We start from the raw sequence: 26,363 nt of genomic DNA, 5'->3' as shown, positions 1-26,363 counted from the left end.
CCTTCGACAAACAATGCAAATATGTAATGTTGCCATTTGTTTTTATTTTAATGCCTCTGAGGATCTGTTCCATAAATCAATCCTTAATTTTTGCGTTTCACTCAACTCTAAATACAATTGGTTGATATAATTGAAACGCTCTGATAGAAGTTGTATTAATTTGGATATCAGACGACAGTTACTATTAAGTGTTGTACAAATCGATTCAATTAATCCTGTTTTATCTCTGAAAAACACATTATACTGACGATCACTTATGTATTCTGAATGCACGTAATTTGAGTAAAGCTTCCAACTTTGTTGAATACGACCCAAGCCTGACTTTTCCATTAACACGCTTTTCTTCTCAATAAGGGCGTGTTTTGGATTCTCATATTTCCTGCGCAAATCAATATCAGCACCTTTATAGATTGCCGATTCTTTAAGCAAACTTAAAACTTGCTCATGTTCACTTAGGAGACCCTGTTTTCTTTTATCAGTATTTACAATGTGACTTACTAATTCAAGCTGTCTTAAGATTCCGTTTAGCTTGTAGGTTAAGTTTCTAAACTCCCTTTCGTCTTCAGAAACACCCTCAAAATAAAGGTGGTAGCAGGTTAAAAAAGTTTCAATTTGTTGCCTACTTAGGGAATACACTGAAAACACATCAAATATCTCAATCCGCTGGTCCCTTAAATTAGTTTGATATCCTTTCGAAATCCTAATTATACTTTCATTAGCATAGTATATTCTAAATAACTTACTCTCCAAATCGCCTGCATATTTCCATTTTTCCTTATTATCGTAAATCGAATTTGATATAATCCCAAAATCCTTATTAAGAGAACTATAGTATTCGATAAGTTCATAAAGGTTGGAACCTACTGTTACTCTCTGAAAATCCAATAAATGCTCAATATGTTCCTTCATAATATTTGCAATTCAACCATATGGTTATGTTCTACACATACCGCAGGCATCAATTCATTAAGCTAACACATACTGTCATTACAACACTGCTATCATAAAAGATAGCACAGAAAAAATTAATAAAATCAGCTGGTAGTAAAAATACTTCCAAGATAATCTACCAAGCAACAAAGCCCTTTTACGCAGATCTTTAAACTTACATTTTATTAATCTATCATCTTTAATTTCAGAATCCTTTATGTAGTAGTACCTAGATGTTAATGAATCTAAAAAAGTGGTAAAAATGGGTATCCCTTTAATCGAGATATAGTCATCATCAAGCATCTTGAAGGCATTATCATATGCCTTTATTCTAACAGTATTGATATGACGGGTCAATCTAAGATCAAATAATCTTGATAACATTGTAATTATTCCACAACAAATTGACATAAAAGCTAGTATGGCTGATAGCCTTGACAATGTGATATCCCAATCAATATCGAGTAGCGTGAACCTAATATTCACATTTGTCCCTAATTCTTTCAAGATAAACCCTAAGATTCCAATTGCCACTACAAGAAAGAAATTATTGGCAAACCCAAATTGTGTCAAAGTTTTATCTGCCCAAAACCTATGTCGTTCACGGTATTCCTTGGCAGTATATTTTTGATCCTCTGTCATATCAAATTAATGTAACCAATAATAAATTTGAGAAATAGCGGATTTCAAATCCCTACACTGTCAGATTGCTTCGAATTTTGATTTATAGTTTAATGTTTCCAAATACCACTGAACCCAATTTTGCTTCTCTAAAATATTGTAAACACATACTTTTTCAATTTCTTTTCTATAAGCTTTTGGGCGGCCATACTCTTTGGCAAGTTTTGGATTGTGCGGCTGATTTGAGCGACTACCATTGGTGTTTGGACGCGAAGGGTAAGGAATTAAAGTGAATCAATAAATTCCTTGATATTGTCCCAGGTCCAAACTCTTGTGTAAACTCCTTCGAGGTTTGTTCTGTCGTCTGTGTAAGCCCAAATTCCTCTAACTTTTTTACCTTCTTCTCTTGCGCATTGAATTTCCCATTTCTGGCCACTTGATGTCAATGAATTCTTGCTCACCAAAGCAATCACTCCATCAGAACGTTTAATTCTTGTTCTTACTTTTTCTTTCCATTCTGAGTCGTAAGCCTTTTTTACAGACATATCAATGTACTCAAAAGGTGATTTAGTGTTAAGGGATTGACCTTTTAGAAAGTCTCTCTGTCTTTCGTCTTCAATTGCAAATGCTATAAAAACTACTTTTTTTTCTGCCATGATATTTTTATTTAAGATTTAAATTCTTTTGTCTTTTACTAGTCGCCAATAGTGATAACCCAGTGCTGTGAGTCGGCATGTTTTTGAATGCATTGCTGCGAAATACATATGTTGTTCATCAACTGGAACAACTAATCCAACACTTGCTAGCTTTTGTAGATCCTTAAAGACAACAACATTATTCTCATTTGCATAAGGTTCTGCAAACTCATGTTCAATAGCAGGGTCATTAGTGAACTCAAATGATGGATCAAGCTGAAACTGTTCTTCAGGCGATGTAAAGTATTGATTTAATCTTCTAAGAATTTCTGGCGAAACTTGGGGTGATACTGTTCTTAATGATGTAAAGCGGGTGATGTTTGTTTTAAATACCGGTCTTTGATCCCATGGACCCAAAGCTTGGTCAATGTAGGAGTATATGCTACCTGGTGTAATATGACCTCTCAAATCTGCTGCTCCGCCTTGCAATGCATCCAACAAAAGATTTGTGAAAACACCGTGTCCGTTAACTTCCATAGAAGGCTCGTCTTCCTTACTCGCTGTGAGAATTGAGACCCCTTCTCCGATTTGAGCGTTTTGATTACCACCTAATTTGGGTGTGCCGAATGCTCCTGAATGGCAACAGTCAAGAATTATAACACGGTTTTTGGCTTTTGATTCATTTGCAATATTCAAGATTTCATCCATTGAAATTCCTTCATCATTTGCTTTAAAGTCAGGAGTTACGATTATTCCACCTCCAGTATCATCAAAAAATCCATGACCAGAGAAATAGAATAAAGCCGTTTCACAATCTCCAGCGAATAGTTCTTTGATGTGTCCTTTTAATTCTCCTTTTGTTGGAACATCAGTTAGTAGACGAACATCAAAATTTGGAGAGCCATCTCCATTAGTTTCCAATGTATTTCCAAAAGCAGAAGCATCATTGATACACCCATACAATTCGGCTGTAGAGTAGTTGTTTATTCCTATTACAAGTGCTTTTCTCATATGGTGAAAATATTTACGCTTCGATTCCCTATAATTACCCCTGATTTAAACCATGAATCGAATTGTGAATACGAAAACTCACTCTCGATAACCCATAGTTTATCTTCGTTGGTGCCTTTCAGGGGTATTTTTTTTTATAAATGGGTATAGAATAAGATATTCCGAACCTTTGAATGACTTTGGAGGAGTACCTTCCTTTGATACAGGTATGATTGCACATTTATTTGTATTACCATCTACATACCCCAGTTCCCAAGGAATCCATTTAGACATTGCGACATTTGTAGAAATAGCAAGAAGAAGCGTTTTGGAATTTTTCATCCTATCTCTTACAAGAGTTGCAGATTTTTTAGTAATCCTGGTCCTATCAAGGTGAGGATCCACTATCCAATCAACATAAACAGAGTATCCAAAATCTGTCAACTCCTGATAAAGTCCTTGAACTTCCATTTTGTCTAGAAAACTATGGGATAAAAAAATGTCAAATTTTGTTGTTACTGGAACATCCCTAGCGCTAAACATTTTTTTTTCAAATAACCTCTGTTTTTTTGTTGCAATACTTTTTAGTTCTGCACTACTGTAAATACCCATGATTTTATATCCTTTTAATGACCTTGGCTAAATTATCCCAAGACCATGTGATTACTTTTTTACCCCTCAATTCTGGTGGAATTGCTCCTTGATCGTTTTTTTTGATGTGCATTCCGATTACTGGCAAACCTTCTTCTTTTGCACATTTTATTTCCCAACGTGTGCCACTCGAATGCCAAGTATTTTTGCTTAAAAGGACTATCATCCCGTCACATGACTTTATTTTGGAACGGCATTTCTGTTTCCAAATTTTCTCGTCCCATGGCTTCTTCACTGACATATCTACAAATGTGAAAGGCGACATTTCGTTTTTGGCTTGTTTCACCAAATAACCCCTGTATTTCTCATCTTCTATGGCAAAGCTGATAAAGATGCGTTTCTTCATCTCCTTGCCTGTATCTTTTTCATTTTCAAATAGTGCTTTTAGAAGAAGAGCAACAGCACCCGCTCCAATGATTACTGGCCACATACTTGACTTTTATGTTTTGTTCTCATTCATTTTACTCTTTCAGCTTTTAACTGTGTGTCGGCAAAAAAACCAAATGCGCTAATAGTGCGGGCGGCTTTTTTTGCATGGCATACAACTTGTTTTTATCCTTACCAATACTCCACATATACCGCATTTTCCAAATAAAAACAGAGCTTCATATCAGGATAATTCAAAATTTCAGCTAATCCTTAGTACCCTGCTCCATACCTCATTCAATTGCGGCTAGATCAGTACTATTCCAGCATTTAGTACCAGCCCAAAATACCCAAAACCAATAAGCTGAGCTTTTACCTTGTTTAAAAAGAGGGAATATCCTTATTGGGGGATGGGGGATTTTCCTGGAGGATGGAAGTGAGAAGTGGGAAGTGAGATTTGATACTCAGAGGGATTCAAGGCACTTAAGAATCTAAGATATTACTTAAGGTTTTGTAGTCAAGCTTGGATAAAATAGCTCTTGCTTTTATAAGTTCCTCGATTCTTATGATTATTCAGTTAGGCATAACGGTTTAGCCATGCGCAGTGCGAGATTAAGGAGCACTTCACTGTCCCCTACCGATATGTTTGCTAATATTCATTTACTTTCAATTTACCACCAAAACCCGCATTACGGATAGCCATTGTTGGAGGCTGGCTTTTTTTTATATTCCATAGATTTCCTGTCTTTGTTTGAATGCACTTTTACCGCCTTCAAGAATTTCACAACAAATCTCTCGTGTCGCTCCACGATCAATGGAACCTTCTCCCATTACATGTGATTTGACGCTTGTACTTTTAAGTGGTATAATTAATTCGGCATCACCTAATACTGCAATGTTTGGATTATGCGTAACAATAATGACTTGACGAGCTTCTTTAATTTTTCTGAGATTTATAACGATCGTTTTAAAAATAAACTCGCTATCAAGGTTGTCTTCTGGCTGGTCAATGATTAAGGGTCTCTTGCTCTTAGAAAGCATTAAAATTGCAAGTAAAACAGATTGTTGTTGACCGAGAGATAACTGAGAGATGGTTTTGGAGTTTCTTATCGTTTTACTTCCATCATCCTTAAAAATCTTTGTTACAGTGATACTTGGTAAATCATCAAATTCTATACTCTCAAAATCTTCATACCTATGTTCGTTCTTTAATCTTTGAATCATCGTAGATATCTCTGAACTCGTTAGGAGCTGGTTGCCATTTGAGTCTTGGATAGATTCCAATTTTGCTCGGTCATTTTTCAAGGCAGCTTCAACCAATTCCAAAGGAGTTATTTGTTTTACAACTTGGGGAGATTTTGGGACTTGAGAAGTTCTCCAATCCATCATTGACTTTAGATCATTTTCAAAGACATTTGAATATTTACCTTGTTCAAATTTAACGTCAATAAAGAGGCCGTCAAGAGTATTTTTAAGGTTGCTGTTTATCGATTGAGCAAATGCAAATCGTTTATAATATATTTTGTCTTTTAGTGACTTTCTCTGTTGAATTAACTCTTTCCTTTCTTTTTCATACTGCTCGAGTTGCTTTTTGCTAGCTTCTAACTTTTTAACCCGAGCCGTATAATGAATTATATCTTTTGATATTTGGTTGATTTTACCCAAGTCAAAAGGAATGCCTTGGTCTTCCAACTCCTTCTTTTTTGAATCTATTTTAGATTGAATTTCCTTCTCCTTTTCTGACCAAGATTTTAATTGAGCCTTTAAATCTTCAACTTTCTCAGTAAGGGCAGTATTTAGCTCTTTGGACTTCTCTTTGACTATTACCGAAAACTCTGAAACAATCTCTTTTACACGATTGAAAAAGTCTTTACCTACTACGATTTCATCTTCTGATAGACTCTCAAAAGATTCAAAAGTTGAACTATCATTCAAGATTTCACGGTAGGTTTTAATTAGATTTTTTAAATCTTCAATTAGAGATGATCTAATCTCTCTTTCTTTTATAAGAGCGTTCTGAAATTTAACTAGCTCGCCAGCTTTTTCTTTTTGTAAACTGGTTAGTTTCTTTTGCTCGTTTAAAAGTGCTTTTTTGGTTTCCGGAAGACCTAGTAATTCAATTCGAAGCTTTTTAGATTCACTTTGATTTTCTATGAGCTTTTCAATTACGTCTTTTTCTTCAGCTTTTAGAATCGAGAGCTCTAAGAAGGAGTCCAAAAATGACACTAAAACACTAGGGTTTTCATCACTATGTTGGATTGTACTTGCAGTTTCACCTTGTCCGTAACTTTCAATGTCAACTTTGGTGATACCATTTATCGGGTCAGAAATGTTCTGTAGGCTATCGTTTTTATCTCTTTTAAATTCTATGACCTGACCTGCTTCGTCTTCATATACTAACTTTATTTCCTGTGGCCATACATCAGAATCGACAACCTTCGCTTTGGAAGTATTGCCTGATGCTTCTCTAATTGCCTCGAGAAGGGTCGATTTTCCTGCCCCACGACTCCCGATTATACAAGTTAGATTGGAACTTAATTCTATCTCTACATTATCAAGTAAGCCACCATCAAGCTTTATACTTCGTAGAACGGGTCTTTGTTCTGGAATAAGATCTTCTAACCGAATCCTTGACTCATGACTTAATAGCGCAATTTTAAAAGAGTGAAAGTTGAGTTCATCAACTTTAATTCTAGTAAGTTTTTTTTCACCATCGGCATTAACACCAAGTTTGTTCAATGTGTGGGAATCTGAAGACATGAGTTTTGGTAAATCAATGTTTACTTCTAACTCTAAATGCTCTCTCCTTAATTTAATTAACCTTTTGCGATTATCATCTGTGTCTTTGTCAGTATAATTATCTAGACTAGTTTTAGAAGAAATTTCTAACCCTTTAAGGTTCGGGTGTTTCATTACTTCTTCTATCTGTGGCCCGAACCTTCCAATTGTTTTTTCAAACCCTGATTCAAGCTCTATATGTGCTAGAACGCCTAATCCATTATGCTGATATGCTAAATCCAAACACTCTGCGATACCTTGATTACATGTTTTCCTGTCAGGACTTATGGTTAGTTTTCCAAAGAAATCCCGCAGATTCTTGAATGTCTCAAAATACAGAAGAAGATGTCCTTGTGTTGTACTTACTTCAATACCTGGAATCACTAGTATAGGCTTTCCTTTGGCATGATTAAGTGCTGTGTTAACATTCTGTATCTCGTTGTGGTCGGTAATGCTTATGATTCCCAAGTTTTTTTCAATTGCCTTGTCAACAATCGCTTCAGGAGTCATTGTGTGGTCAGTTACATCATAAGAGCCGAACTCACCATACGAATGAATATGTAAATCTGCTCTTAAAAATCTTGCTCCTGTCATAATGTTTCTTTTTTAGCTTGCCACCAACTTGTTGTTTTCCTTAAAATACTCCACATATCCCTCATTATTCAGACAAAAACAGAACTTCGTTTAAGGATAATTCAAAATTTCAGTTAATCCTTAGAAGACAGCTCCATACTTCATTCAATTGCGGCTAGATGAGTACTATGCCAGTATTTAAGATCACTCTAAAATACCCAAAACCAATAAGCTACGCTTTTACCTTACATAAAAAGAGGGAATATCCTTTTTGGGGATGGGGGAATTTCCCTTAGGAGTAGTGAGATGTGAGAAGTGAGATTTGAGAGGGAATTGGAGACTAAGACGATGCAGCTGTCTATTAAATTCCAACTAAGTTTATTTAAGTTCAGAGCAGACTTTAGTCTATTATTGCCGCTTTAGGTTTTCAATCTTTCCTTCAAATCCAATTGTGCATGGAGAATTCTCGTTATCTCCAAGGCTTGACTAGGAATGAGTCGATAAAAGATGATATGTTTCTTGGTCCTTAAACCCAATAAGCCGGCTGTAATTTATTCATAGCTCTTACCAAGCTTTGGGTTTTCTGAAATATGCTGACAGGTATTTAAAAGCATATTGTAATAATGCTCTGCTTGCTTAGCGGACCATTCCTGAAGGGTATAATCCCAAATGCTGGCTAAATCTTCAAGGGCCTTATTTGTTATTTGAAAGTTAGCCATTTGATTTCTCGGCAGACTTTTTCAAGTCTTTAAGAAACTGATCTCGATCAAAATCAGAAGCAATTCCACTATCAATACCTTCTTCTATCGCTCTTTTCAAAGCGATTGCTTTGTTCTCTTCATTTTCCAGAAGTCGAAGTCCAGCCCGGATCACTGTAAGTCCCCCATTATTCCAACAGGTCTAAATTATCGATTTTAGGCAATAAGCCTTTGTTTAAATTCTCTTGGAGACATGTCTCCAAGAGAAGAATGCGGATGGTTTTGATTGTAGTCTTCCATCCAATGATTGATTAACTCTTGCATCTGCGTCTTCGTTTCAAAGAGATAAGCGTTGAGCACGTCTTCTCTCAGGGTGCGGTTAAAGCGTTCACAAAAGCCATTCTGCATAGGTTTTCCTTTCTGTATTCTTAAGTGTTTTATCTGATGTCGTTTGCAAAACTTTTGAAAGGCTTCTGCCATAAACTCTGTTCCGTTATCAGTTCTTATGGTAAATGGCTTACCGTGCCACTCTATTAGCTGCTCAAATTGCTCTACTACATGTTCGGAAGGGAAACTGCTGGATACCTTGCAAGCCAAAGCTTCGCGGTTGTAGTCGTCAATAATGTTGAGCACACGCATTTTCACACCATTCTCTAAGCGGTCCTGCATGAAGTCGGCACTCCAACATAGGTTAGGAGCTAAAGGCTGCAGCAACACCTCTTTGTCAGGGTTAGGAATACGTCGCTTCCATTTCCTCTTGCGCTTGTTCATCCCCAGTTTGATGTACACCCTGCGGATACGTTTCTTGTTCCAGGCATAACCCTCTTTACGAATACGCTTGGTATAAAATGGGCAGCCACGCGCAGGATAATGCTCCGCGTACCAGCGTAGCTTTTCCTCTACCTCCTTATCGTCTCGCTTGGATATATAGTAATATCCAGAGCGCTCAAGGCTAATGATTTTACAGGCCCTGGCAGTACTGACAGCGTAATCCGCTTTAATCTGCTTTGCTAAAAACCTCTTCTGACAGAGCCCTAGAGCTTTTTTTCCACCACATCCTTAAGGATCCTGTGGTCTAAGCTCAAATCCGCATACATCTGCTTTAGCTTCGTGTTTTCTCGCTCTAACTCCTTGTACTTGCGTAGCATTGCTGAATCCATGCCCCCGTACTTCTTGCGCCAGATATAAAAAGTATTGGCGCTTATACCTAACTCCTTGCAGATATCCTGTACTTTCTTACCAGCCTCATGCTCCTTTAAAGCCTGGCTGATCTGGCTTTCACTAAATCTTGATTTTTTCATAGTCAACAGTTTAAATTTACACACTTTTAAACTGTTGGATTTTTTGGGGGACTTACATCACTTCGCTTACATTCTTATATCGACCCTCGGAAACTTGACTTTGAACAAAGTGATCAAAATAAGTCCCTAAGGAAACGGAGGTATTTTTCATGGTGCCTGCTTTGAATCAAATTTACCAAAAATTGGTAACCACTATAAACTGTTTTACTCTGGATTAGCATTCAATATTCGTCTTCCCCTACATGAAGCTATCAACGAAGGGAAATGCTTATCTAAATTTGGATATAGGCCGAGCAGCGCTGATAAAACTGAACTGGGTGTTGGAGAAATCGAAACCTAGATTGTGCGGATAATAACCTTCTTAAGCATTGTAGCTTTCTCCAGCATTCAAATAATACTTAGAAGCTATAGGTGGCACGTAGTCACGAGTTCCGCGCTGAAAGACCCAAATAAGGCTAGCCCAGCCTGTACAAGCTTCATTATTCCATCCAGTTGATTTTACTGGATTTGTTTAGATATATAAGAGCATCAAATGCTTTTCCAATCTCCTTTGTTTCCGTTTTACTCTTTCTGGCTTGAGCCCCCGCACCACTCATTGTGGTGAATTCTGAATTCAGATATTCGGCTAAATTCTGGTTTTCTCTTGCTTTGCGGATATTGAGAAAGGTGTTCGGGCTTCCTAAATTTTGCAAACACCTTGTGAAGGTGTTTTCGAAAACGCTATCGTAACGATAGGTTTCCATTTTGAAATCTTGTGAAAAAGCTAAAAACTCCCCGGTTCCAAAATCGGTTGCTATATTAAAATAAGCGTTTCCATACATTTTCCTTAGTTGATGTCCGGCAACGTCCACAATTCCATTATCAACCCAATCTCCAACGTGGGCATTATGCGCCCAATAAAGTGCTTTTAACTGTTCTCCGTGGTAATTCAAAATCCACTGAATATTTTCCCCCATATAAACATCCCTGAAGTCATGTTTTCTTTGCTCAGTACTTTGAATAATCGCAGATACGAATTGCCCCAATACCGCAATATGCTGATAGGCCAAGATGAACTCTCTTTCTGATGTCTTGCTTACAAAAGTTTCGTAACTATCGGAAAAGTGTCTTTTTAATTTAGTGTAAGAAATGTAATAATTGCTTTTCTCACTTTCTTCCATTGCTTGCCACAAGTGCTTTTCAAAGCCATATATCTCATAATCAGAATCTACCAAACTAAGGTATTCTCGAATTCTATTGACATCTGAAATAACATACTGCATCTCACAACCGTATATATAAATCTTATCTGAATGGCTTTTGTTGTATTCCTTCAACCGATTCATTAAATGACAAAACTCTTTTGTTTGATACCTCCAAGATGAATTGTGTTCTCTTAAAATGTTTATTAAATCATCTCTTCTACCCTGGATGTAATCATTTAGATATTTCCCTTCACCAAATCCAGTTTCTATAATGAGGATATTGAAGCCATGAACCTGTTTTAAATAGGCCATTAGCTCTTCTGCCAATAATGTGAATTCCGCAGTACCGTGAGTATCTTCACCATATCCAACAATCCTAACCTCATTTAGCGCGCTGTCCAGAAAAGAAAATGAACTAGCCTTTATCTCCTTAAACCCAACAGAATAATTTTTCAATTCTGAATTACATTGAGAGGAAATTAATGAGCTCAATATTCCAAGAAATAAAAAGGAATAAATGTATTTCATGGCTTTCTTTTTAAGGATTTAATCTTGAATATAAGCTTTCTTTCAAGCTCACCTCCCCTCGTAAAGGTAATTTACTACTACAAATGAAAGGCTTTGGTATTAAGTCCAATCAGAGTATTAGATATTTAAATTCCTTAATCCATCTTGCTATTATGCCTTCTGCCTAACTGACATCTAAAGTAATTTAGGTTTCCTTCTTTTCGCGATTATGAATATTGCAGTCACTATTAACCAAGTCAATAGACAATCCCGAACTAAATTACCCAGCCGCCAACCAGAATTGGGAAATGGATTGTTTAGGCAGAATTCTTGGAACATAGAAATGGCCAGTGATCTTATTTCTTAATCTTAAACCGCTTATTATCAATCAATTTAAAAAGGTTTTCCTTCCAACCTTTTGCTAGGGAGCCACCATTATCATTTTCTCTAGAATCGATAATAACTCCATTCAGAAGATATTCAACTGAAGCAACAACTTTCTTGTTATCAACCCTTAGACCTGCTGGTCCTCTTGCGAAATGATGTTCGTGCATCGGCATTTCGGAATAGGAAATCTCAAATCCATTTTCACAAATTTCCTTTGCCTTTAAATTAAACTCAGAATCGATAAGGGAAAGAATTACCAGAATTTGAGGACTTACCCAAGATCCAGACTTTAGACGAGACCATAAATTAGACTTCAATTCAAACTGTAAGTCTTTGTCAATTTTTAGAATTGCCAAGGCAGCAACTAAATGTGGCCTCCAATCTTCGTTTTTTAGCAATAGTCTGATTCCATTTGCTATTTGAGAACCAGAGCTTTCAGAAACAATATGATCAAGTCTTTCAATACTTTTGGTAAGATTCCATTCTTCCGGCTGGTAGGGAGTTTCAATTAAAGTCATGAAAGGTAAATGATTTGGAAATCCATTCCAGAAATCATTAAATACTCCAAAATTTGGTGTCTTACTCATTGCTATAATTAATACAACTCTCTGGCTATTTTCAAATCACTGTGCTCCGATAAACGATTCAATGGCACTTATATAGATCTCAATGCGCTCTAAAAGCAATGCAAACTATTCCAATCGGTACATCACATCCGTTCGAAGCAGGTATTTGGCGCCTTCATCTATAGGATTACCCGAGTGCTCCAGATCGTGGAAAAAGAGCAGCGCATCTCCAGTTTTAGGGATGATTTTCACTTCCTTGAATTCGGTCTCCCCTCCTAAGAATCCCTCATTCAGATATATGATAAATGTAAAATAACTCGATTCACTTTCGTTTCGAATAAAACTTTGGTCACGGTGCTTTTTAAACTCTTGGCCAGCTTGGTATTTATAAAAGCGGAACATCTCATTTAAACCAATGGCGATGCTATTACCCAATTTGGAAAGGACAAAGGGCTTCACCTGCAACCATAATTCGGCCGCCAATTCACGATCCCTAAACAATACGCGTTGATTATTTCGAACCGCTTCAACAAGCTTTTCGCCAATTGCGGTTTGAACTTTTGCCTGCTCATAGCCCAGAGCTTCGCTCTTTGCTATAAAATCCTCGCATTGACTAGGGCTCCAAAACTCCTTAATCGTAAAGATGTAATCGCTATGTTTTATTTGTTGTTTTTCCTTCATGATCCTGCGATTGAGGAAATAAGCTCATTTAGTCTCTTCCTTAATAATTTCAATTAGCTCATTTAGGTTTTTATATAGGCTATTTGTTACTCGAACCTTTTGATTAAACAAAAGAAAAACCGTGGTATCAAACCATGCAGAGTACTTTATTTTCAAATTCTCGGAGATCTCCATTTTCTTTTCACTTCGGCTAATCAGATTTTTAAATATCAGAGTTTGACCTTCTATTTGAATCACGACCAAACGAGTTAAAAACAAGGTCCATATATAGATAAACGTAGTTAGCATCAATATGCTAAAAAACAGGGTCCAAGCGAATTGCTCCTCAAAACTCAAGTTTGTCCCACTTATAATACCAATAGGCAATGCAGGGGATAAAAACGTACATACAAAGATTGCTAGTACCCTAAAAACATTGAATCTACTTTTCATTTGCCCTCATTCTTCGTATAGGCTCATAAAGCAAGCTCCCAATTAAAATCAGCACTATCAAATTGATCAATTGCCCTAGCAATGCTAAGAGCAAACTACCTCCATAGCCGAAGGCAAAACCCAAAATACAGCCTGGGACTAAAAAGCTATTGGAACCGGTACCGGCGTCAGAAAACAAATAGAGGGTAGCCGGAATCCAGTACAATACAGCCAGGATAGTGGGGATTTTATAGTTTTTGGGATTCATCTTTGAGTTTTATCTATTTCCTCTAAAAAGCCTAGCTAGTAAACCTTGTTTTAGTCGCTGCTCAACTATCCAAATTGCTTCATCATTGGGCCTAATAATTTTGGGCTTCGGACCTGATTTCCCCCAAGGAAAACCACTTCCAATTTCCGCTTCCGACAAATCTGCTACGAAAAAGCTTTCTGGTAGTTCAATTGATCCCTTTTCAAAGTCGTATTCCTTTTTATTGCTTTCCATTAAGCCGACTTTTTCATTCCAAATTTCCCATACCGTCTTGTCATGAATATTATCCAAATAGGATTGCCCCATATTTTGCCCAAAATCATCAAGATGCTTAATGAATTCAGATAAATTTTCGGAATGCTTTATAATAACGGCCGGATCGTGACAAACATAATAGACTGAATTCCAACCACCTTTTGAATCAATATCTAAAATCCAAAAATTCCCAAATCCATCTCCTGCCAGTTGAATTGAATAGGGGAACATCTCCTCAAATCCGAAATATCCAAAGGCATCAAAGCGAATTTCATCCAGTCCGAAAAAATCAAATCCTTTAGAGAACCTTAATAAAGCTTCGATTTCTGGCGGGATGCTGTTGTTTGGAAGTTGAGATTTAAACTGTTCTATTTCATGATCCGTCATTCCTTCCATTAATTCTACTTGGAATAAATCACCGTCTTCCGATTCATATTCCTTGGAAAGGATCAATTCTAACTCTTGTTTCGGACTCATAGCATTAGGTTTATTTTCTACAACAGTATTTCTGGTAATTACGTATCCGATTGGGCTCTGAAACCCTCAATATCAGTAGACATTAAAAGATCGCCCAGGGATTAAATCCCGCTGCCTCAATGGCAGGTGCTAAGCTATCAGCCATAAACTCTCATTCTTCCGTATCAAGTTCATCCCAAGGCAGTTCATCAACAATTCGAGAAATCTGTCGCTGCTTAGTAGGGCGTGATTCATTGGAGAAATAGATGGTCTCCAATTTCTCGAGAAAATCATCCGTTGCCCTGCGTAAAATTCGAATCACTTTTTGGTCAGATGGATTTAAACCCCGTGCCAACCAATTTTCTGATTTCTCGTAAATCTCAGAGCTTTTTATTTCTGCCAGAACCTCCTTAAAATTTTGATCCGCCTGGTTATTTGAAGTCGAAGGAGGATTCTTCTCATTCTCACTTTGGGGTCCAACACAGGAACTTAATACCATTAAAATGAGGACCAGAAAAATCAGAGCTTTCTTCATGTTCTTTAAAATTAGATAAGAGCTGCTAAGTTATAAGCGCTTTCTAATCAATTCCGTGAATGGCTTAGGAATTTCATTTCCTATTGTCTTCTACTATTCTAAAACGAATTGCTTGATCTAGCTCCTCCCCCTTCGAGTCTATTTGAAAAATATAAGCTCCTTCCAGTTGATCCCCTTCCCCCTCTGCAATATCTCTGATCTCCAATAAATCGGATTCGAGGGACCGATCCTTCTCCTCGCCATTCAAGATCATGCGATTTCCATCTTGTTTGTACTCTCCATACTTGAATTCGCTTAATCCAATGGCATGCGCATCTACTATATAGGTCCCATCAGTTTTAAAGTCAATATGCACACCATTATAATCTCCATCATAATAGGCCCGAATTAAGGTCGGCTTATCGAACTCCGCTTCAATGCTCTCATTAATTCCAACGATTAGAAGGATGAAGAAAAGACCTATGAACGGAGCTATCAAATGTGATTTCAGTCTGGTCCTTTTATAGTTGCTCAATCCCTTGATTGTAGACCAAATCCAAAACCCAATCCCTACTAGTGCCAAAGCATTTAAGAGGATAGTTTTTAACATAAAAGTGGAATACTTCAACTGAGCCCATTGATAGGTGAGAAATGATCCTAATCCTATTAACACCAAAAGGCCTATGATTTGATTTCTTTCTTTCACCCAGTATTTTTTCAAAGTAATTAGCTTAACAGCAGACATTGGTATTGATTAGCTGAATTTCTAACTCTTGACCCAAAGGAATAGCTGCGAACTATCTGATGGAGCAATTAGACTCGAAAACAATTATGTCAATACGAAACTTAGAACCGCCATCACTCTTAAGGCTAAAAATGCATTACTAGAGAGCCAATTTAATGAACTTCATTAGGCTTAAGCCTTCTGCTTCCGCACATAAACTTCCGTTGCGATAATGCAGCAAATTAAAAGCAGAATATGAAGACCGATCCCGAATTGATTATTGGCCTCAATGGCAGACTCTGAAACATTTGCAGGATAATCTAGGGTCCAAATCGGATCTATTCCTTTTTGCCCGCCAATAACAGATTGCACAAAATTAAGTCCGAAATGCAATCCAGTTGGCAGAGCGATTCCCCCCGACCGCACTGCGGCTAATGCATAAGCCAAAGCCCATATCCCGGGACCTAATAAGGAAGCTTCGGGAGTCCACATCATCAACATATGGTAAACGGCGAATAAGATCGCCAAGATGATCTGGGTGATTCTAAAACCAAAGGCCTGATTGAGTTTTAGAAGTGGATAGGATCGAAAGGCCACCTCTTCCATAAAAGCCAGAGGCACAAAGGCCAAGGACCAAAGTAAAAATGGAAAAAGCGAAACTTCATCATTTAAAACAAGCTCTAAATCACTAAAGGAAATTTGAGAAAATAACATTCCCCCTGCCAGAACTATCCCCAAAAGGAGTCCGATACTGAATTTGGAAAATGTGCTTTTCTCCCAATTCAGGCCATAATCCCTGAGGCTCTTCTTCTCCAATTTGAGGAATAAGCCTACTGTAAGCATTACCCCAGCGGTACCTACCAGCCCCTGAGCGTAGCGCTCATATTGCGGTGGAAAGAAAGGTTTTAGCTGTGCCAGTATCGCTCCGAAGATTAAATAAGAAGCGATAAAAGCGATGGATTTTAGAAGGGCGAAGATTTGGTTTTGTTTGGTCATTCTAGTAGAATAAAAGGATGATTATTAATACCTTATTGAAATTAAAGGCCTTATAAACTAAGACACTCTTTTTCTTAAAAGGATTTGATCTTTGAGTTGAATACCATTCTCAAAAATGGCCTGCTCGTAATTATCAAGGAAAAAGTTCCTGCGGATGGAAGAGCGTTTAAAACCATTTCGTTCGTAAAATCTCAGTGCTGCAAATGATGCATCTCCGGTAGCCACAAAAAGAAATTGGCTGGAAAAATGAGCTTCCAGCTGCTGAATACACCAAGCTCCAATGCCCGAATTCCGGTAAGCTTCGATTAGCGCCAGGTTTTTAATTTCAAGGGATTTTGAGTCAAGCCTTTGAATAGCACATACCCCTATGATCTCGGCAGAAATCTTTATCCGGTATATTTCACAGAAATGAATGTAGCTATTAATCGCTGGGATGCTTTCATCGGCTAAAAGCAAAAGATCATATGGAATGACCTGATCTTCGGCCCTTTTAGTAAACTCTAAATGACTAATTTCTGGTGCGCAAAACATTAGGTCAAATATACTAAAATAGGTCGAGTGTACTAAATTCGATGTGAGATGAAGCTAAAGCTTTAGCTAGTCCTAGCTCCCATTTTAGTAAAAAAGCTTTGAAAAACTACGGCCCTTTCTTTATTGCTTTAATATCTGCCATAAATATTTCCGGTGCCTCTTATCGCCATTATTTTCTGGTTTTTCTAGGTCAATCATAACACCAAGGCTGCTATCAAATATTTGCCAATTGTGCTTTCTGGCCAACTTTATTAATTCGAAGAGTCCCTTTTCACCATATAAGCTGAGCATCATATTGCTTACCGCTTCATCATGTGCAAAATAGTCGATATAATAGCCCTCCCCTTCAATGCTGCGATGCCTGTCATCTTTTATCACTTTATTAAATGAAGCTTCCAGAATAGCACTAAAATCACAAGGCAGCAATTTGCTTTCATCCAGCTCTTCTATCTTCACAATTTTCTCCTCTGAATTAAAAAGTACGATATCCCAACTCATGATACTCTATTCTTTAGGTTTCCTGAAGAGGATTAAAGCAGCTTTCCACTCAATCCTTTATTGACAATTTACATCAAGATCTCATCCATCCAGAACAGTGAATTTAGGCATTTTCGCCTTGGGCTGCTATTTGGCTTTTCTTATATAAATCCCGTTCTTAAAGCTTGAAACCGCCAAGACCAAAATCCCATGATTTTTCGCCTTTACCTTTTACTGCTTTTAGCTTTAGCCTTTGAGGCTGATGGCCAGAAAACTTATTTCAAAAGCATTGACTACAAGAGATATAATGACAGTATAAAAGAAAAAATCGACCAAAATTCGGATCTGCGCATCTCCTATCATTTCTCAAGTTATTGGTTAGGTCGAAGAGATACTCTAAGTAGCCTCCCCGATTTATTTTGGAATTCCAGCTGTCATATTTATAGTCTGGATGGCCACTATTTTTACTATTTCATCAGTCCCTATCTATGTTATGGACCAATAGCTTATACCGGATCAGCCCCAAGCTATTTTCTGCTCAATGACTCCGCTCTTTTTAATACAGACCTTCGCACCAATCAATTGGATTACGAATTAGATAGCCTAGAATATAAGCGTTTGCTGAAGAAAGGCCTTAGCCCTAAAGAGGCACATGCCTTTTCTCAATTAATTATAACTAGAAAATGTGCTGATTGTCCTGGATTTTGGCTGCAACTAAAACAAGGCGATCAACTGAAAAATATTAGCGAGCCGATAAGAATCTTTAATTCAGAGGACCCTTATTATTCTTACAATTCTCAAATGAAAATCTACACCTTTTTTCTTCTCCTTAAAGAGGAGCAAAAATTGCATTCATCCGAGGCCGAGGAGTTCTTAGAGTTTCAGGAAACATCTCATTTAAAAGAGGAAGATAGAATTCAATACCTTATTGAACTGAAGCAAAAAGAGCTAAAAAGATTAAAGAATTTGAAAACCGATCTTAAAAACAAAGTGAAAAGCACAGAATAGTAGTATTGCTTATTAATCCTTCGTAAAACAGAACCATGCCCCAACTTAAATCCCTTTATAATCTCCTACTGATATGTAGTGGGATTTCATTTCTTTACTGGCTTTTCAGCAATCCTAGCTACCCTTATGCAGTTATCATTGGACTTTATGCCTTTATCTTAGGAATAATTGGACTTTTTATTGATTTAATTCTGAGTGGCTTAAAATCAAAGAATAATATATTTCTTAAGATTATAGCTGTTTTTATACAATTAATTATACTAAGCATTATTATCCCAACTTTCTTTTTTACCAGATATAAGAGTTCTGACTTACAGAAGAAATGGCAAGCCCATAAATGGATAGAACGCATTGAGGCCTTCCAAAAAAAGGAAGGGCGATTACCTACAAGCACCTCAGACTTAACAGGTTTACTCTATTGTAAGGAGGAAAAGGATCTGATAAACTTTAGCTATGACTCAAACTCAGTATATATAGACACTGTAAATCAATACTATTATTTGAATTACTGGTCAAGTTCATGGATTGAAAAGCGCTATAGCAGTAATACAAAACAGTGGGAAGAAACTAATTGGGATTAGAATCCCTTTTAAGCACCTTTATTAACAATTTATCGAATATTCAAAGTACAATGAATTTCAGGATCTATTCTCTGCTGCTTTTAATCTGTCTGCAATCCTGTGATTTAAAGACTTCCGCAGAGTACAATGCCGAAGCCGAGATCCTCGAAGAAGAAGAAAAATTTGAAGAAGCGATAGTCCAGTTATTATATGCGCGTCATGATTTAGGCTATTTGGAAGAAGGATGCGCCGATTTGCTGCAAACCCAAGAATTAGGCGATCCTAATGCGCCAACTGTTCTTAAACAATATTGTAAATAAAACCATCATGCATAATCCTTGTACACTTTATGCTAATCAAGATTTAGAAAAGGATCTTCTTAATCTAATTGCTAAACATTTTCGGGATCCTGAGATAGAAATAAAAGCCCTATCGGAAGGCAAAGCCATTTCCTTTACCGAGAAAGGTGGCTTCTTAAAAAGAAAAACGCAGGTTCAATTTTCTCTTAGAAACCGAAATCCTCAGGAGGATCTAAAGGCAGACACCTCAGCCATGGCCAAAAACCTAAAGGGTCTTTACGGTTATATATTGGGCATTTCCGCTAAATCTAAAGAAGCTAAAAAGAGCCTTTTGGATAAAATTGACTCGGTTTTTTACGAAATAGCTGTTTTATGCTCAGATTCAAAATCCTCCAAATTAAAGGCTCTATTAGATGATCTACCCAAAGAAAAGCTAGCCCTAATATTTAGTCAGAGTAATGAATTTACGGGGCGCGGTAATATTCCTCAATTACTGAATCCGGATTTCGAACTTCATCTAAATAGCGAAGGCCATTCTGAAATCTATCCGGATGATTCATTACTCAAGGAAGATGATGATAAAGAACAAGCAGTTCCTAATGAAGATGTATACCCAGACCAAATTAGGCGTAAGAAAGAGAGTATCGAATTGCTTAGCAGGGCCAGTATCCCCTACATTAATCATTTACCCTATGTAGAATCGGAGGAATTAGTACAAGTCAGAGATGAGAAAGAAATCGCCGCACGAACGGTTATTTTAGCTTTACTCAATTACGTTGCTTTTGGAAACATTAACAACAAAGAAGCCCTTCAGGAGATCGCGAAATATAAGCTAGAAGCCTTTGTAACGGACAATGAAAATGCATTTTTATACAATCCTACAGAGAGTCTTAAAACTCAAATGACCTGGAAATGTGAGGCCATTTGGACCCTTTGTTGGGCCTTAGGTATTGTTGATGATTTAGGTCCCGCCGATACCCTCGTCGATTTAAACCAAATTGAGCCGCAAAGCTATCCCTTCATCTTTGAAAAAGATCCAAAGGAATTCATTCAAAAAAAGCATGCACTACGTTCTAAAAAGGAAATTCTGGATCAAAATGATCTGTACTACCGCTATCATTGGGCTTGTGTTAATGCTCATTTAAATGGAGAAGAAGTAGCGGCATTGAATTCCGGAGTAGTGTATGAAAGAATCTATACTCTGAATTGGTTAATTCAGTTTATGGATGAAGATTGGGATGATGTTAGCTGCCCTACCTAAAAATTTGCGTCAGAAATAATGAAAATTGAAATGCAAACCCAAGAATTAGGAGATCCTGATGCGCCATCTGTTCTTAATCAATATTGTAAATAAAACCATGATTCATAATCCTTGTACAATTATGTTAAGCGGGATTTAGAGAACGATCGGTAAAGAACAAACTCAAATTAATTATGAGCACCTCAAAATCTGCCAAGCTTAAAACAAAGCTGAATATTGAAAAACGCGCCGCTCGCATTAAGCAAGCTAAAGACTTAATCCATCAAAAATCCAAGTCTAGCTTAATGAATAATGTGAAGTGGCATGCCCTATTCGAAATTCTAGCTTTTAGAGAAGTACCCTTTCAACTGAAAAGAATCAATGGTTCTGATTTAAAAGCTTGTAGCTTCATTAGAGAACTGGAAAGCAGCGCCCTCCTTATTGATGACAGTGGCGATTTCACCGAATTTCTAGAAATTGAGGAAGTCTTATTTGCAAAGGATTCAGATTTAATCACTGAACTCGAATCGATAGGAGTCTTTTTTGAATTTCGGGATCAACAAATTTGCATACCCGGCTATCAATGGCTGAATTAATCCTTGATCTTATTAAATTAAGGCCCTTATTATTTTAAACATGACAGACACCAAAACTCTCTACAGACCTGTGGGCCCTAAAGAGTTAAAACTGATTAAAGAAAGTGGATGGAAAGCCTTTCCGCCACGCTTACCGGAACAACCTATTTTTTATCCGGTTTTAAATGAGGAATATGCCTGTCAGATAGCAAAAGATTGGAATGTTAAAGCGAGTGGCTCCGGATATGTTACCCAATTTGATGTTAAAGCAAACTATTTAGCCCAATTTGAAGTCCAAAATGTTGGGGGCTTTATCCATGATGAACTTTGGGTTCCCGCTGAGAATTTAGAGGAATTCAATCAAAATATTGTTGGTCAGATAAAGGTGATTCATGAGTTTTTCCCAGACTAATACGGCTTTAAAAGAAGATTCCGTTGTAGATCCGGATTCTCTGGAATTAATCAAAGAATTTCGCAGAGACCTTTATCTGCGAATGGCCTTATTCCTAGCTGTTGTCGCCATTGCCCTAATCTCCGATAAATGGCCTAATGCCATATGGGTCGTACCTATTTTATGGATACTGATAGAGCCACTGGTTAAAGGTTTGTTTTATAATTGGTTACTGATTGACCTTAGTATTGATGAGGAAGAAATAAGCTTTCACTATTATTCCTTTCTTTTTGGAAAACATAGCTGGGTCCTTAAAACTGCAGATTACCAAGATATCAGCATGGCATTCAAGAAGCGTGAAAAACTAACAATTCATTTTAAAGAAGAAAATGGTAGCTCCGAGCAAGACTTTCTCTTTCTTAGTAAACCTTGGTCTATGTTAAACCAGAAAATTATGGACTTGAAGGCCTTAAAGAAATAACAGGTCTGTACTTTATTTATGAAAACGCTCTATTCTACTCTCTTAGGCCTATTTCTACTTTCAGCTTGCAATACCAGTGATCCGGCTTCCAATTCAAGCCGAGAGTCCCGAAGTACAGAATTCCAGCTTGACAGCCTGAGTTCTATAATCCTCGAAAAGGACAGCCTACTTTTTAAGGTGGGTTTCAATCATATCGATACCCAGCAGGTAGCGGTACTTCTGGCCAATGATTTTGAGTTTTACCATGATGAGCATGGCATTACCGATTCCAAAGCAGCCTTTGTACAGTCCATTCAAAATTTGCGGGGTATAGGCTTTAGAACCTGGCGAGAACTGGATCGTAAATCGACGGAGATCTTTCCGCTGTATCGGAACAATGGCCAAGAACTCTATGGTATTATCCAAAGAGGTAGGCATAGCTTTTTCCAACAGAAGAAAAACCGCTCGGCCCATAAAAGCAGCACCGCTCGCTTCACTCACCTCTGGATCTTGGAAAATGGAGAGTGGAAGTTAAAAAGGGTTTTAAGCTTTGATCATCAGGGGGAAGAGTAGGTTGTTTCACCGCCCGCTTCGCTAGAGAAACAGAGGACGCAGAGGAGCACAGAGGCAATTGTGTGTTGCCACCGCCAGCTGCGTTCAAGAAACAGAGGACGCACCTACCTACCGGCAGGCAGGAACAAAGGACGCGGAGGAGTATGGAGAAGCTTTGCGAAACTTAGCGCTCTTCGCAACTTTGCGGTTAAATAGAACTAACGCTATTCCTTGTGAGAGATCCCTCTAAATACTATTGTCTATAGTCTAATATCTATCGTCTTAACCAACTACCAACTACTCTCTCACCGCCCGCTGCACTCCGCGCCTACCGGCAGGCAGGGACTTAGACTTAGAAGCTTCGCGAAACTTTGCGCCCTTTGCTTCTTCGCGGTTAAAAACACCCCACACTATTCCTTGTGAAAGATCCCTCTAATTTCTATTGTCTAAAATCTAATGTCTCCCCTAAGCCATATTCGTAAACACCGCCTGCACATCATCATCATCGTCCAGCTTATCTAAAAGCTTTTCAATTTCGGCAGTTTGTTCTTCGTCGAATTCAACGTCGGTGGTGGGATAGCGCTTAAGACTGGCGTTCTTCACTTCTACACCTCTTTCTTCTAGGGCTGTAGACAAGGTTCCAAAGTCGGTATAATCACCGTAGATATACACCGATTCATCATGATCTTCGATGTCTTCCAAACCTGCGTCGATTAATTCCAATTCCCATTCCTCAGCATCAAAATCCTCAGGCTTGGCAATTTCGAAAACGGCTTTGCGATCGAACATGAATTCCAAAGATCCGGTGGGTACAATCTGGCCACCAGTTTTATTGAAATAAGACTTCACATTGGCAACAGTACGCGTGGTATTGTCGGTAGCGCATTCTACAAAAACCAAAACCCCATGTGGACCTTTACCTTCGTAGTTTACTTCAACATAGGTAGCCGCATCATTACCGCTGGCGCGTTTGATGGCGCGATCGATATTGTCCTTGGGCATGTTTTGCGCCTTGGCATTCGCAATAGCGGTACGCAATGCAGAGTTGGTATCCGGATCTTCTCCCCCCTCTTTAGCGGCCATCGTAATGGCTTTGGCCAAACGCGGAAAGAGTCGCGACATTTTACCCCATCTCTTTTCTTTTGCTGCTCTGCGATATTCAAAGGCTCTGCCCATGGTAAATTGTTTATTCGGTATTAGGCGGCAAATTTATCATTTAGGCTTTAATTCCAGAAGCCTGCCTGCATTTACCGCTGCTTAATCTAGATTATTTAGAATCTTAATGCCTAAGGAAGAGGGATCCCTGGATGCGCTTCTGCTGCTTATAGGGCAATCGATAGCGTAAATCGTAGATATACACCCCTTGCGAGCAGTCCTTACCTTTAAAGGTACCATCCCAGGTATCAAGCGCCGACTGTGATTCGAAAACCACCTCGCCCCAACGGTCAATAATGTAGAGCTGATAATACTCAAACTCACAATCCGATTTAATCAAATATTGATCGTTTAAGCCATCGCCATTAGGAGAGAAAGCATCCGGTAGGGCAAATCCGCAAGTATCACAGTCAATAATCTCCAGGTATAAAGTGTCCTTGGTCGACAAGCAGCCCTCCTCATAAGTAACGATATAACGACGATTCTGGAAGAGGGTACGAATCTTACTGGTTCGTCCATCATCCCAAAGAACGGATCCATTTAAAAAGCTAAGATCCACCGGATAGCCAACCGTAGCACAGGCAATGGTATCGACTTCTTCGAAAACCTCCACAACTGAATCTAATCCGAAGGTGCTAATTTCCAAGGTATCAAATCGCTCACAGCCATTTTCGTTTTCAACGCGTATGAGATAATTTCCAGAAGCACTGAAGTTAAACTGTTGACCACTGGTTCCATCCGGCCAGAAGGCCAACCATTGAGGTGGATATATTCTTTGGTATACATCACCCGCGCAAATGGTGGTATCTACTCCGGTAGCGGTAGTATGAAAATCATCTTCATCAATAAAAATGGAGTCCCGTACCGGGCATCGAGCGCCATTGAGAGTAATATCCAACCAATACCAACCTGGACTGCTTACCGTAATGGAATTCGTAGTTCCGCCGGTACTCCAGAGGTAGGTTCCGTTAATGGAAGTTGACAAGCTTAAAGTTCCACCCTGACAAAGCGTTTGATCCGGCCCGAGGAAAGTTCCGCTACCACCAGCGAAATGTTTAAGATTCATGCTATCTATAAATAAACAGCCTCCCAGGGTATATTGCAGCCAATACCAGCCCACATTAGAGGCATAGATGGATGCTACTGTATCGCCGGTACTCCATAAAATTGACATCGCTCCGGCCGGCGCACTGAGTAAAATTGAATCAACAGAACAAATTGTAGTATCGTTACCTAAAACATTAGCCCCGGCACCAGCACCTCCACCACCCAAGGGGCTAGGGAAAGGCATATTTAAAGTAATATCAAAAGAACCCATGGTACCATCGGTACTGCCATAAGCACTACCATTATTTAAACTACCGTGGTCGCCTCCAAATTGAAAACCTTGTACCTGGCCAGCACTGTAATTGGCTATGGTCGGATCGGAAACACATAAATGACCGCCACCACCGCCACCACCTGGGCCGGCTTGACCACCATTAATACTTCCGCCATCTCCCCCTTCAATGCGGGAGACAATCATCCCCACCACCATTTTAAAGGAAAGTACAGAGGTACCTCCGCCACCGCCGCCACCGGCTCCTTCAGCTCCTTGATTGAGGATAGACTTTCCATTTCCGCCATTGGCTAAAACTTCACCTCCATTGGCTTCCAAGGTATCGGCAATAATCATTACCAAACCACCGCCATTGCCCCCTTCGGAGCTTAAACCTGAAACATTATTATGACCGGAGCCACCGCCGCCGCCCATGAAAAAGCGACTGTGAGAAGTAATCATGGCCTGGCCCCCAATGCCACCATTGGCTACATTACCTGCACAACCACTCCACTCGTCACCACCGTTACCACCGGGTCCGCCTCCGCCGCCGCCTCCGCCGCCAGCATTGTGATTATTTCCACCACCGCCGCCATTAATAGCATGACCACGGCCATTAGCCATTGAGCTGGGAATTGGTCCTATCCCTTCCCCTTTGGGCGCACCACCATTATTTCCAGAAGCAAAGCGATAGCCCAAGGTTCCGCAGGCCACCCCCATATTACTGGATGAAAAACCGCCTTTGAAGCCCTTTTCATCCATATCAATATCAGCTGTAAACTTGAAGCGTTCGGCACGTAATACAAATACACCGCCGGTCCCATTATTGTATGCTGGTGCAGTAAGGGTTCCAGTAGATTCAACAAAACCGAATTCGGGCACCTTAATAATCATGGACCAGTTGCCAAAATCAGGACCTAAAGGACGATCAACTTGAATAAGTGGAGTATTGGCAACAGTAACGTAGGCAAACTTGAATTTACCACTATGATTAAGACTAATACTATCCCCAAAACCGACATTATCGGTAGTAACAAAACTGGCATCCCCCGGATTGTAAAACATCAGTAGGTCGCCCACATTGTAATTCATTAAACCGGCCGTTACCACAGAATCTCCGCAAGACACCTGTCCATGGGTGATGAGCTTATCGTAAGAGTTAATGGTACCTGAAATGGACGTTTGAGCCATTAGGCCTCCAGCACAGAGAAATAGGACTAAGAGGTAAATCAATCGATTACCGTTCATGCATGCAGAGTTATGGAGCAAAGCTAAAAAAAAACCTCCCTTAAGAGGGAGGCTTTA

At 38.7% G+C, this 26,363-nt stretch carries 31 protein-coding genes and 1 pseudogene; 8 read left to right on the top strand and 24 right to left on the bottom strand.

Annotation, left to right across the window (positions count from 1 at the left end):
- Window positions 1-42: 42 nt before the first annotated feature.
- From H4K34_RS16375 to H4K34_RS16270, 22 genes and pseudogenes are all read right to left on the bottom strand, one after another.
- Window positions 43-909 (bottom strand): hypothetical protein, encoded by an 867-nt coding sequence (locus tag H4K34_RS16375; protein WP_210758465.1) that lies wholly within the window; start codon window positions 907-909, stop codon window positions 43-45.
- Window positions 910-987: 78 nt separating this feature from the next.
- Window positions 988-1,572: a hypothetical protein gene (locus H4K34_RS16370; RefSeq protein ID WP_210758464.1), complete on the bottom strand. Its 585-nt coding sequence runs from the start codon at window positions 1,570-1,572 to the stop codon at window positions 988-990.
- Between the two features lie 263 nt (window positions 1,573-1,835).
- Window positions 1,836-2,207 carry a TIR domain-containing protein gene (locus H4K34_RS16365; protein WP_210758463.1) on the bottom strand — a complete coding sequence of 124 codons (372 nt, stop codon included), beginning with the start codon at window positions 2,205-2,207 and terminating at the stop codon, window positions 1,836-1,838.
- 18 nt (window positions 2,208-2,225) lie between these two features.
- Window positions 2,226-3,197: a caspase family protein gene (locus H4K34_RS16360; protein ID WP_210758462.1), complete on the bottom strand. Its 972-nt coding sequence runs from the start codon at window positions 3,195-3,197 to the stop codon at window positions 2,226-2,228.
- A gap of 99 nt (window positions 3,198-3,296) precedes the next feature.
- Complete coding sequence (locus H4K34_RS16355; RefSeq protein ID WP_210758461.1) at window positions 3,297-3,788, bottom strand: toll/interleukin-1 receptor domain-containing protein; 492 nt, start codon at window positions 3,786-3,788, stop codon at window positions 3,297-3,299.
- Window positions 3,789-3,792: 4 nt separating this feature from the next.
- The gene (locus tag H4K34_RS16350; RefSeq protein ID WP_246452142.1) at window positions 3,793-4,257 is read right to left on the bottom strand and encodes a TIR domain-containing protein; all 465 of its coding nucleotides are present in this window, start codon (window positions 4,255-4,257) and stop codon (window positions 3,793-3,795) included.
- A gap of 659 nt (window positions 4,258-4,916) precedes the next feature.
- Window positions 4,917-7,568, bottom strand: a complete 2,652-nt coding sequence (locus H4K34_RS16345) for a TrlF family AAA-like ATPase (protein ID WP_407644583.1) — start codon at window positions 7,566-7,568, stop codon at window positions 4,917-4,919.
- A 527-nt stretch (window positions 7,569-8,095) separates the two neighbouring features.
- Complete coding sequence (locus tag H4K34_RS18155) at window positions 8,096-8,263, bottom strand: type II toxin-antitoxin system RelE/ParE family toxin (protein WP_322107633.1); 168 nt, start codon at window positions 8,261-8,263, stop codon at window positions 8,096-8,098.
- Window positions 8,256-8,417, bottom strand: a pseudogene (locus tag H4K34_RS16335) (type II toxin-antitoxin system ParD family antitoxin); the annotation flags it as partial. The gene H4K34_RS18155 and the pseudogene H4K34_RS16335, both read right to left, overlap by 8 nt.
- Window positions 8,418-8,458: 41 nt before the next feature.
- On the bottom strand, window positions 8,459-9,199 hold the full coding sequence (locus H4K34_RS16330; protein ID WP_246452228.1) for an IS3 family transposase: 741 nt from the start codon (window positions 9,197-9,199) through the stop codon (window positions 8,459-8,461).
- Between the two features lie 77 nt (window positions 9,200-9,276).
- On the bottom strand, window positions 9,277-9,543 hold the full coding sequence (locus H4K34_RS16325; RefSeq protein WP_210757338.1) for a transposase: 267 nt from the start codon (window positions 9,541-9,543) through the stop codon (window positions 9,277-9,279).
- A gap of 52 nt (window positions 9,544-9,595) precedes the next feature.
- Entirely contained in the window at window positions 9,596-9,694 is a 99-nt protein-coding gene (locus H4K34_RS16320; protein WP_210758458.1) for a ribbon-helix-helix domain-containing protein, read from the bottom strand.
- A gap of 328 nt (window positions 9,695-10,022) precedes the next feature.
- Window positions 10,023-11,255, bottom strand: a complete 1,233-nt coding sequence (locus H4K34_RS16315; RefSeq protein WP_210758457.1) for an erythromycin esterase family protein — start codon at window positions 11,253-11,255, stop codon at window positions 10,023-10,025.
- Window positions 11,256-11,590: 335 nt separating this feature from the next.
- Complete coding sequence (locus H4K34_RS16310) at window positions 11,591-12,139, bottom strand: hypothetical protein (RefSeq protein WP_210758456.1); 549 nt, start codon at window positions 12,137-12,139, stop codon at window positions 11,591-11,593.
- A gap of 174 nt (window positions 12,140-12,313) precedes the next feature.
- Window positions 12,314-12,868, bottom strand: coding sequence for a 2OG-Fe(II) oxygenase (locus H4K34_RS16305; protein WP_210758455.1), 555 nt, complete (start codon window positions 12,866-12,868; stop codon window positions 12,314-12,316).
- A gap of 421 nt (window positions 12,869-13,289) precedes the next feature.
- Window positions 13,290-13,547, bottom strand: a complete 258-nt coding sequence (locus H4K34_RS16300) for a hypothetical protein (RefSeq protein WP_210758454.1) — start codon at window positions 13,545-13,547, stop codon at window positions 13,290-13,292.
- Window positions 13,548-13,556: 9 nt separating this feature from the next.
- Window positions 13,557-14,255 carry an SMI1/KNR4 family protein gene (locus H4K34_RS16295; RefSeq protein WP_210758453.1) on the bottom strand — a complete coding sequence of 233 codons (699 nt, stop codon included), beginning with the start codon at window positions 14,253-14,255 and terminating at the stop codon, window positions 13,557-13,559.
- Between the two features lie 175 nt (window positions 14,256-14,430).
- Window positions 14,431-14,793 (bottom strand): hypothetical protein, encoded by a 363-nt coding sequence (locus tag H4K34_RS16290; RefSeq protein WP_210758452.1) that lies wholly within the window; start codon window positions 14,791-14,793, stop codon window positions 14,431-14,433.
- Between the two features lie 73 nt (window positions 14,794-14,866).
- On the bottom strand, window positions 14,867-15,493 hold the full coding sequence (locus H4K34_RS16285; protein ID WP_210758451.1) for a hypothetical protein: 627 nt from the start codon (window positions 15,491-15,493) through the stop codon (window positions 14,867-14,869).
- 195 nt (window positions 15,494-15,688) lie between these two features.
- Window positions 15,689-16,492 (bottom strand): CPBP family intramembrane glutamic endopeptidase, encoded by an 804-nt coding sequence (locus H4K34_RS16280; protein ID WP_210758450.1) that lies wholly within the window; start codon window positions 16,490-16,492, stop codon window positions 15,689-15,691.
- A 57-nt stretch (window positions 16,493-16,549) separates the two neighbouring features.
- The gene (locus tag H4K34_RS16275) at window positions 16,550-17,023 is read right to left on the bottom strand and encodes a GNAT family N-acetyltransferase (RefSeq protein ID WP_210758449.1); all 474 of its coding nucleotides are present in this window, start codon (window positions 17,021-17,023) and stop codon (window positions 16,550-16,552) included.
- Between the two features lie 120 nt (window positions 17,024-17,143).
- Window positions 17,144-17,521 carry a hypothetical protein gene (locus H4K34_RS16270; RefSeq protein WP_210758448.1) on the bottom strand — a complete coding sequence of 126 codons (378 nt, stop codon included), beginning with the start codon at window positions 17,519-17,521 and terminating at the stop codon, window positions 17,144-17,146.
- Between the two features lie 189 nt (window positions 17,522-17,710).
- Between H4K34_RS16270 and H4K34_RS16265 the strand changes: the two genes are divergently transcribed.
- The 8 genes from H4K34_RS16265 (at window position 17,711) to H4K34_RS16230 (ending at window position 22,606) form a co-directional block, all read left to right on the top strand.
- Complete coding sequence (locus H4K34_RS16265) at window positions 17,711-18,508, top strand: hypothetical protein (protein ID WP_210758447.1); 798 nt, start codon at window positions 17,711-17,713, stop codon at window positions 18,506-18,508.
- A gap of 35 nt (window positions 18,509-18,543) precedes the next feature.
- A complete protein-coding gene (locus H4K34_RS16260) occupies window positions 18,544-19,089 on the top strand; it encodes a hypothetical protein (RefSeq protein WP_210758446.1) in 546 nt (181 codons plus the stop codon).
- Window positions 19,090-19,139: 50 nt separating this feature from the next.
- On the top strand, window positions 19,140-19,388 hold the full coding sequence (locus H4K34_RS16255; protein WP_210758445.1) for a hypothetical protein: 249 nt from the start codon (window positions 19,140-19,142) through the stop codon (window positions 19,386-19,388).
- On the top strand, window positions 19,354-20,628 hold the full coding sequence (locus H4K34_RS16250; RefSeq protein ID WP_210758444.1) for a DUF4272 domain-containing protein: 1,275 nt from the start codon (window positions 19,354-19,356) through the stop codon (window positions 20,626-20,628). Before H4K34_RS16255 ends, H4K34_RS16250 begins: the two co-directional genes overlap by 35 nt.
- Before the next feature lie 173 nt (window positions 20,629-20,801).
- Entirely contained in the window at window positions 20,802-21,203 is a 402-nt protein-coding gene (locus tag H4K34_RS16245; RefSeq protein ID WP_210758443.1) for a hypothetical protein, read from the top strand.
- A gap of 40 nt (window positions 21,204-21,243) precedes the next feature.
- Entirely contained in the window at window positions 21,244-21,594 is a 351-nt protein-coding gene (locus tag H4K34_RS16240) for an ADP-ribosylation/crystallin J1 (RefSeq protein ID WP_210758442.1), read from the top strand.
- Window positions 21,575-22,054, top strand: coding sequence for a hypothetical protein (locus H4K34_RS16235; protein WP_210758441.1), 480 nt, complete (start codon window positions 21,575-21,577; stop codon window positions 22,052-22,054). The genes H4K34_RS16240 and H4K34_RS16235 overlap by 20 nt, the downstream gene beginning before the upstream one ends.
- Window positions 22,055-22,072: 18 nt before the next feature.
- Window positions 22,073-22,606, top strand: coding sequence for a nuclear transport factor 2 family protein (locus tag H4K34_RS16230; protein ID WP_210758440.1), 534 nt, complete (start codon window positions 22,073-22,075; stop codon window positions 22,604-22,606).
- A gap of 444 nt (window positions 22,607-23,050) precedes the next feature.
- Here H4K34_RS16230 and H4K34_RS16225 read toward each other — a convergent pair whose 3' ends face one another.
- Together H4K34_RS16225 and H4K34_RS16220 are read right to left on the bottom strand one after the other, a co-directional pair.
- Window positions 23,051-23,761 (bottom strand): YebC/PmpR family DNA-binding transcriptional regulator, encoded by a 711-nt coding sequence (locus tag H4K34_RS16225; protein ID WP_210758439.1) that lies wholly within the window; start codon window positions 23,759-23,761, stop codon window positions 23,051-23,053.
- Window positions 23,762-23,864: 103 nt separating this feature from the next.
- Complete coding sequence (locus tag H4K34_RS16220) at window positions 23,865-26,306, bottom strand: T9SS type B sorting domain-containing protein (protein WP_210758438.1); 2,442 nt, start codon at window positions 26,304-26,306, stop codon at window positions 23,865-23,867.
- Between the last annotated feature and the right edge of the window lie 57 nt (window positions 26,307-26,363).

It is taken from the genome of Croceimicrobium hydrocarbonivorans (assembly GCF_014524565.1).
Lineage (GTDB): Bacteria > Bacteroidota > Bacteroidia > Flavobacteriales > Schleiferiaceae > Croceimicrobium > Croceimicrobium hydrocarbonivorans.
This window is presented reverse-complemented; position numbering and strand designations above follow the sequence as displayed.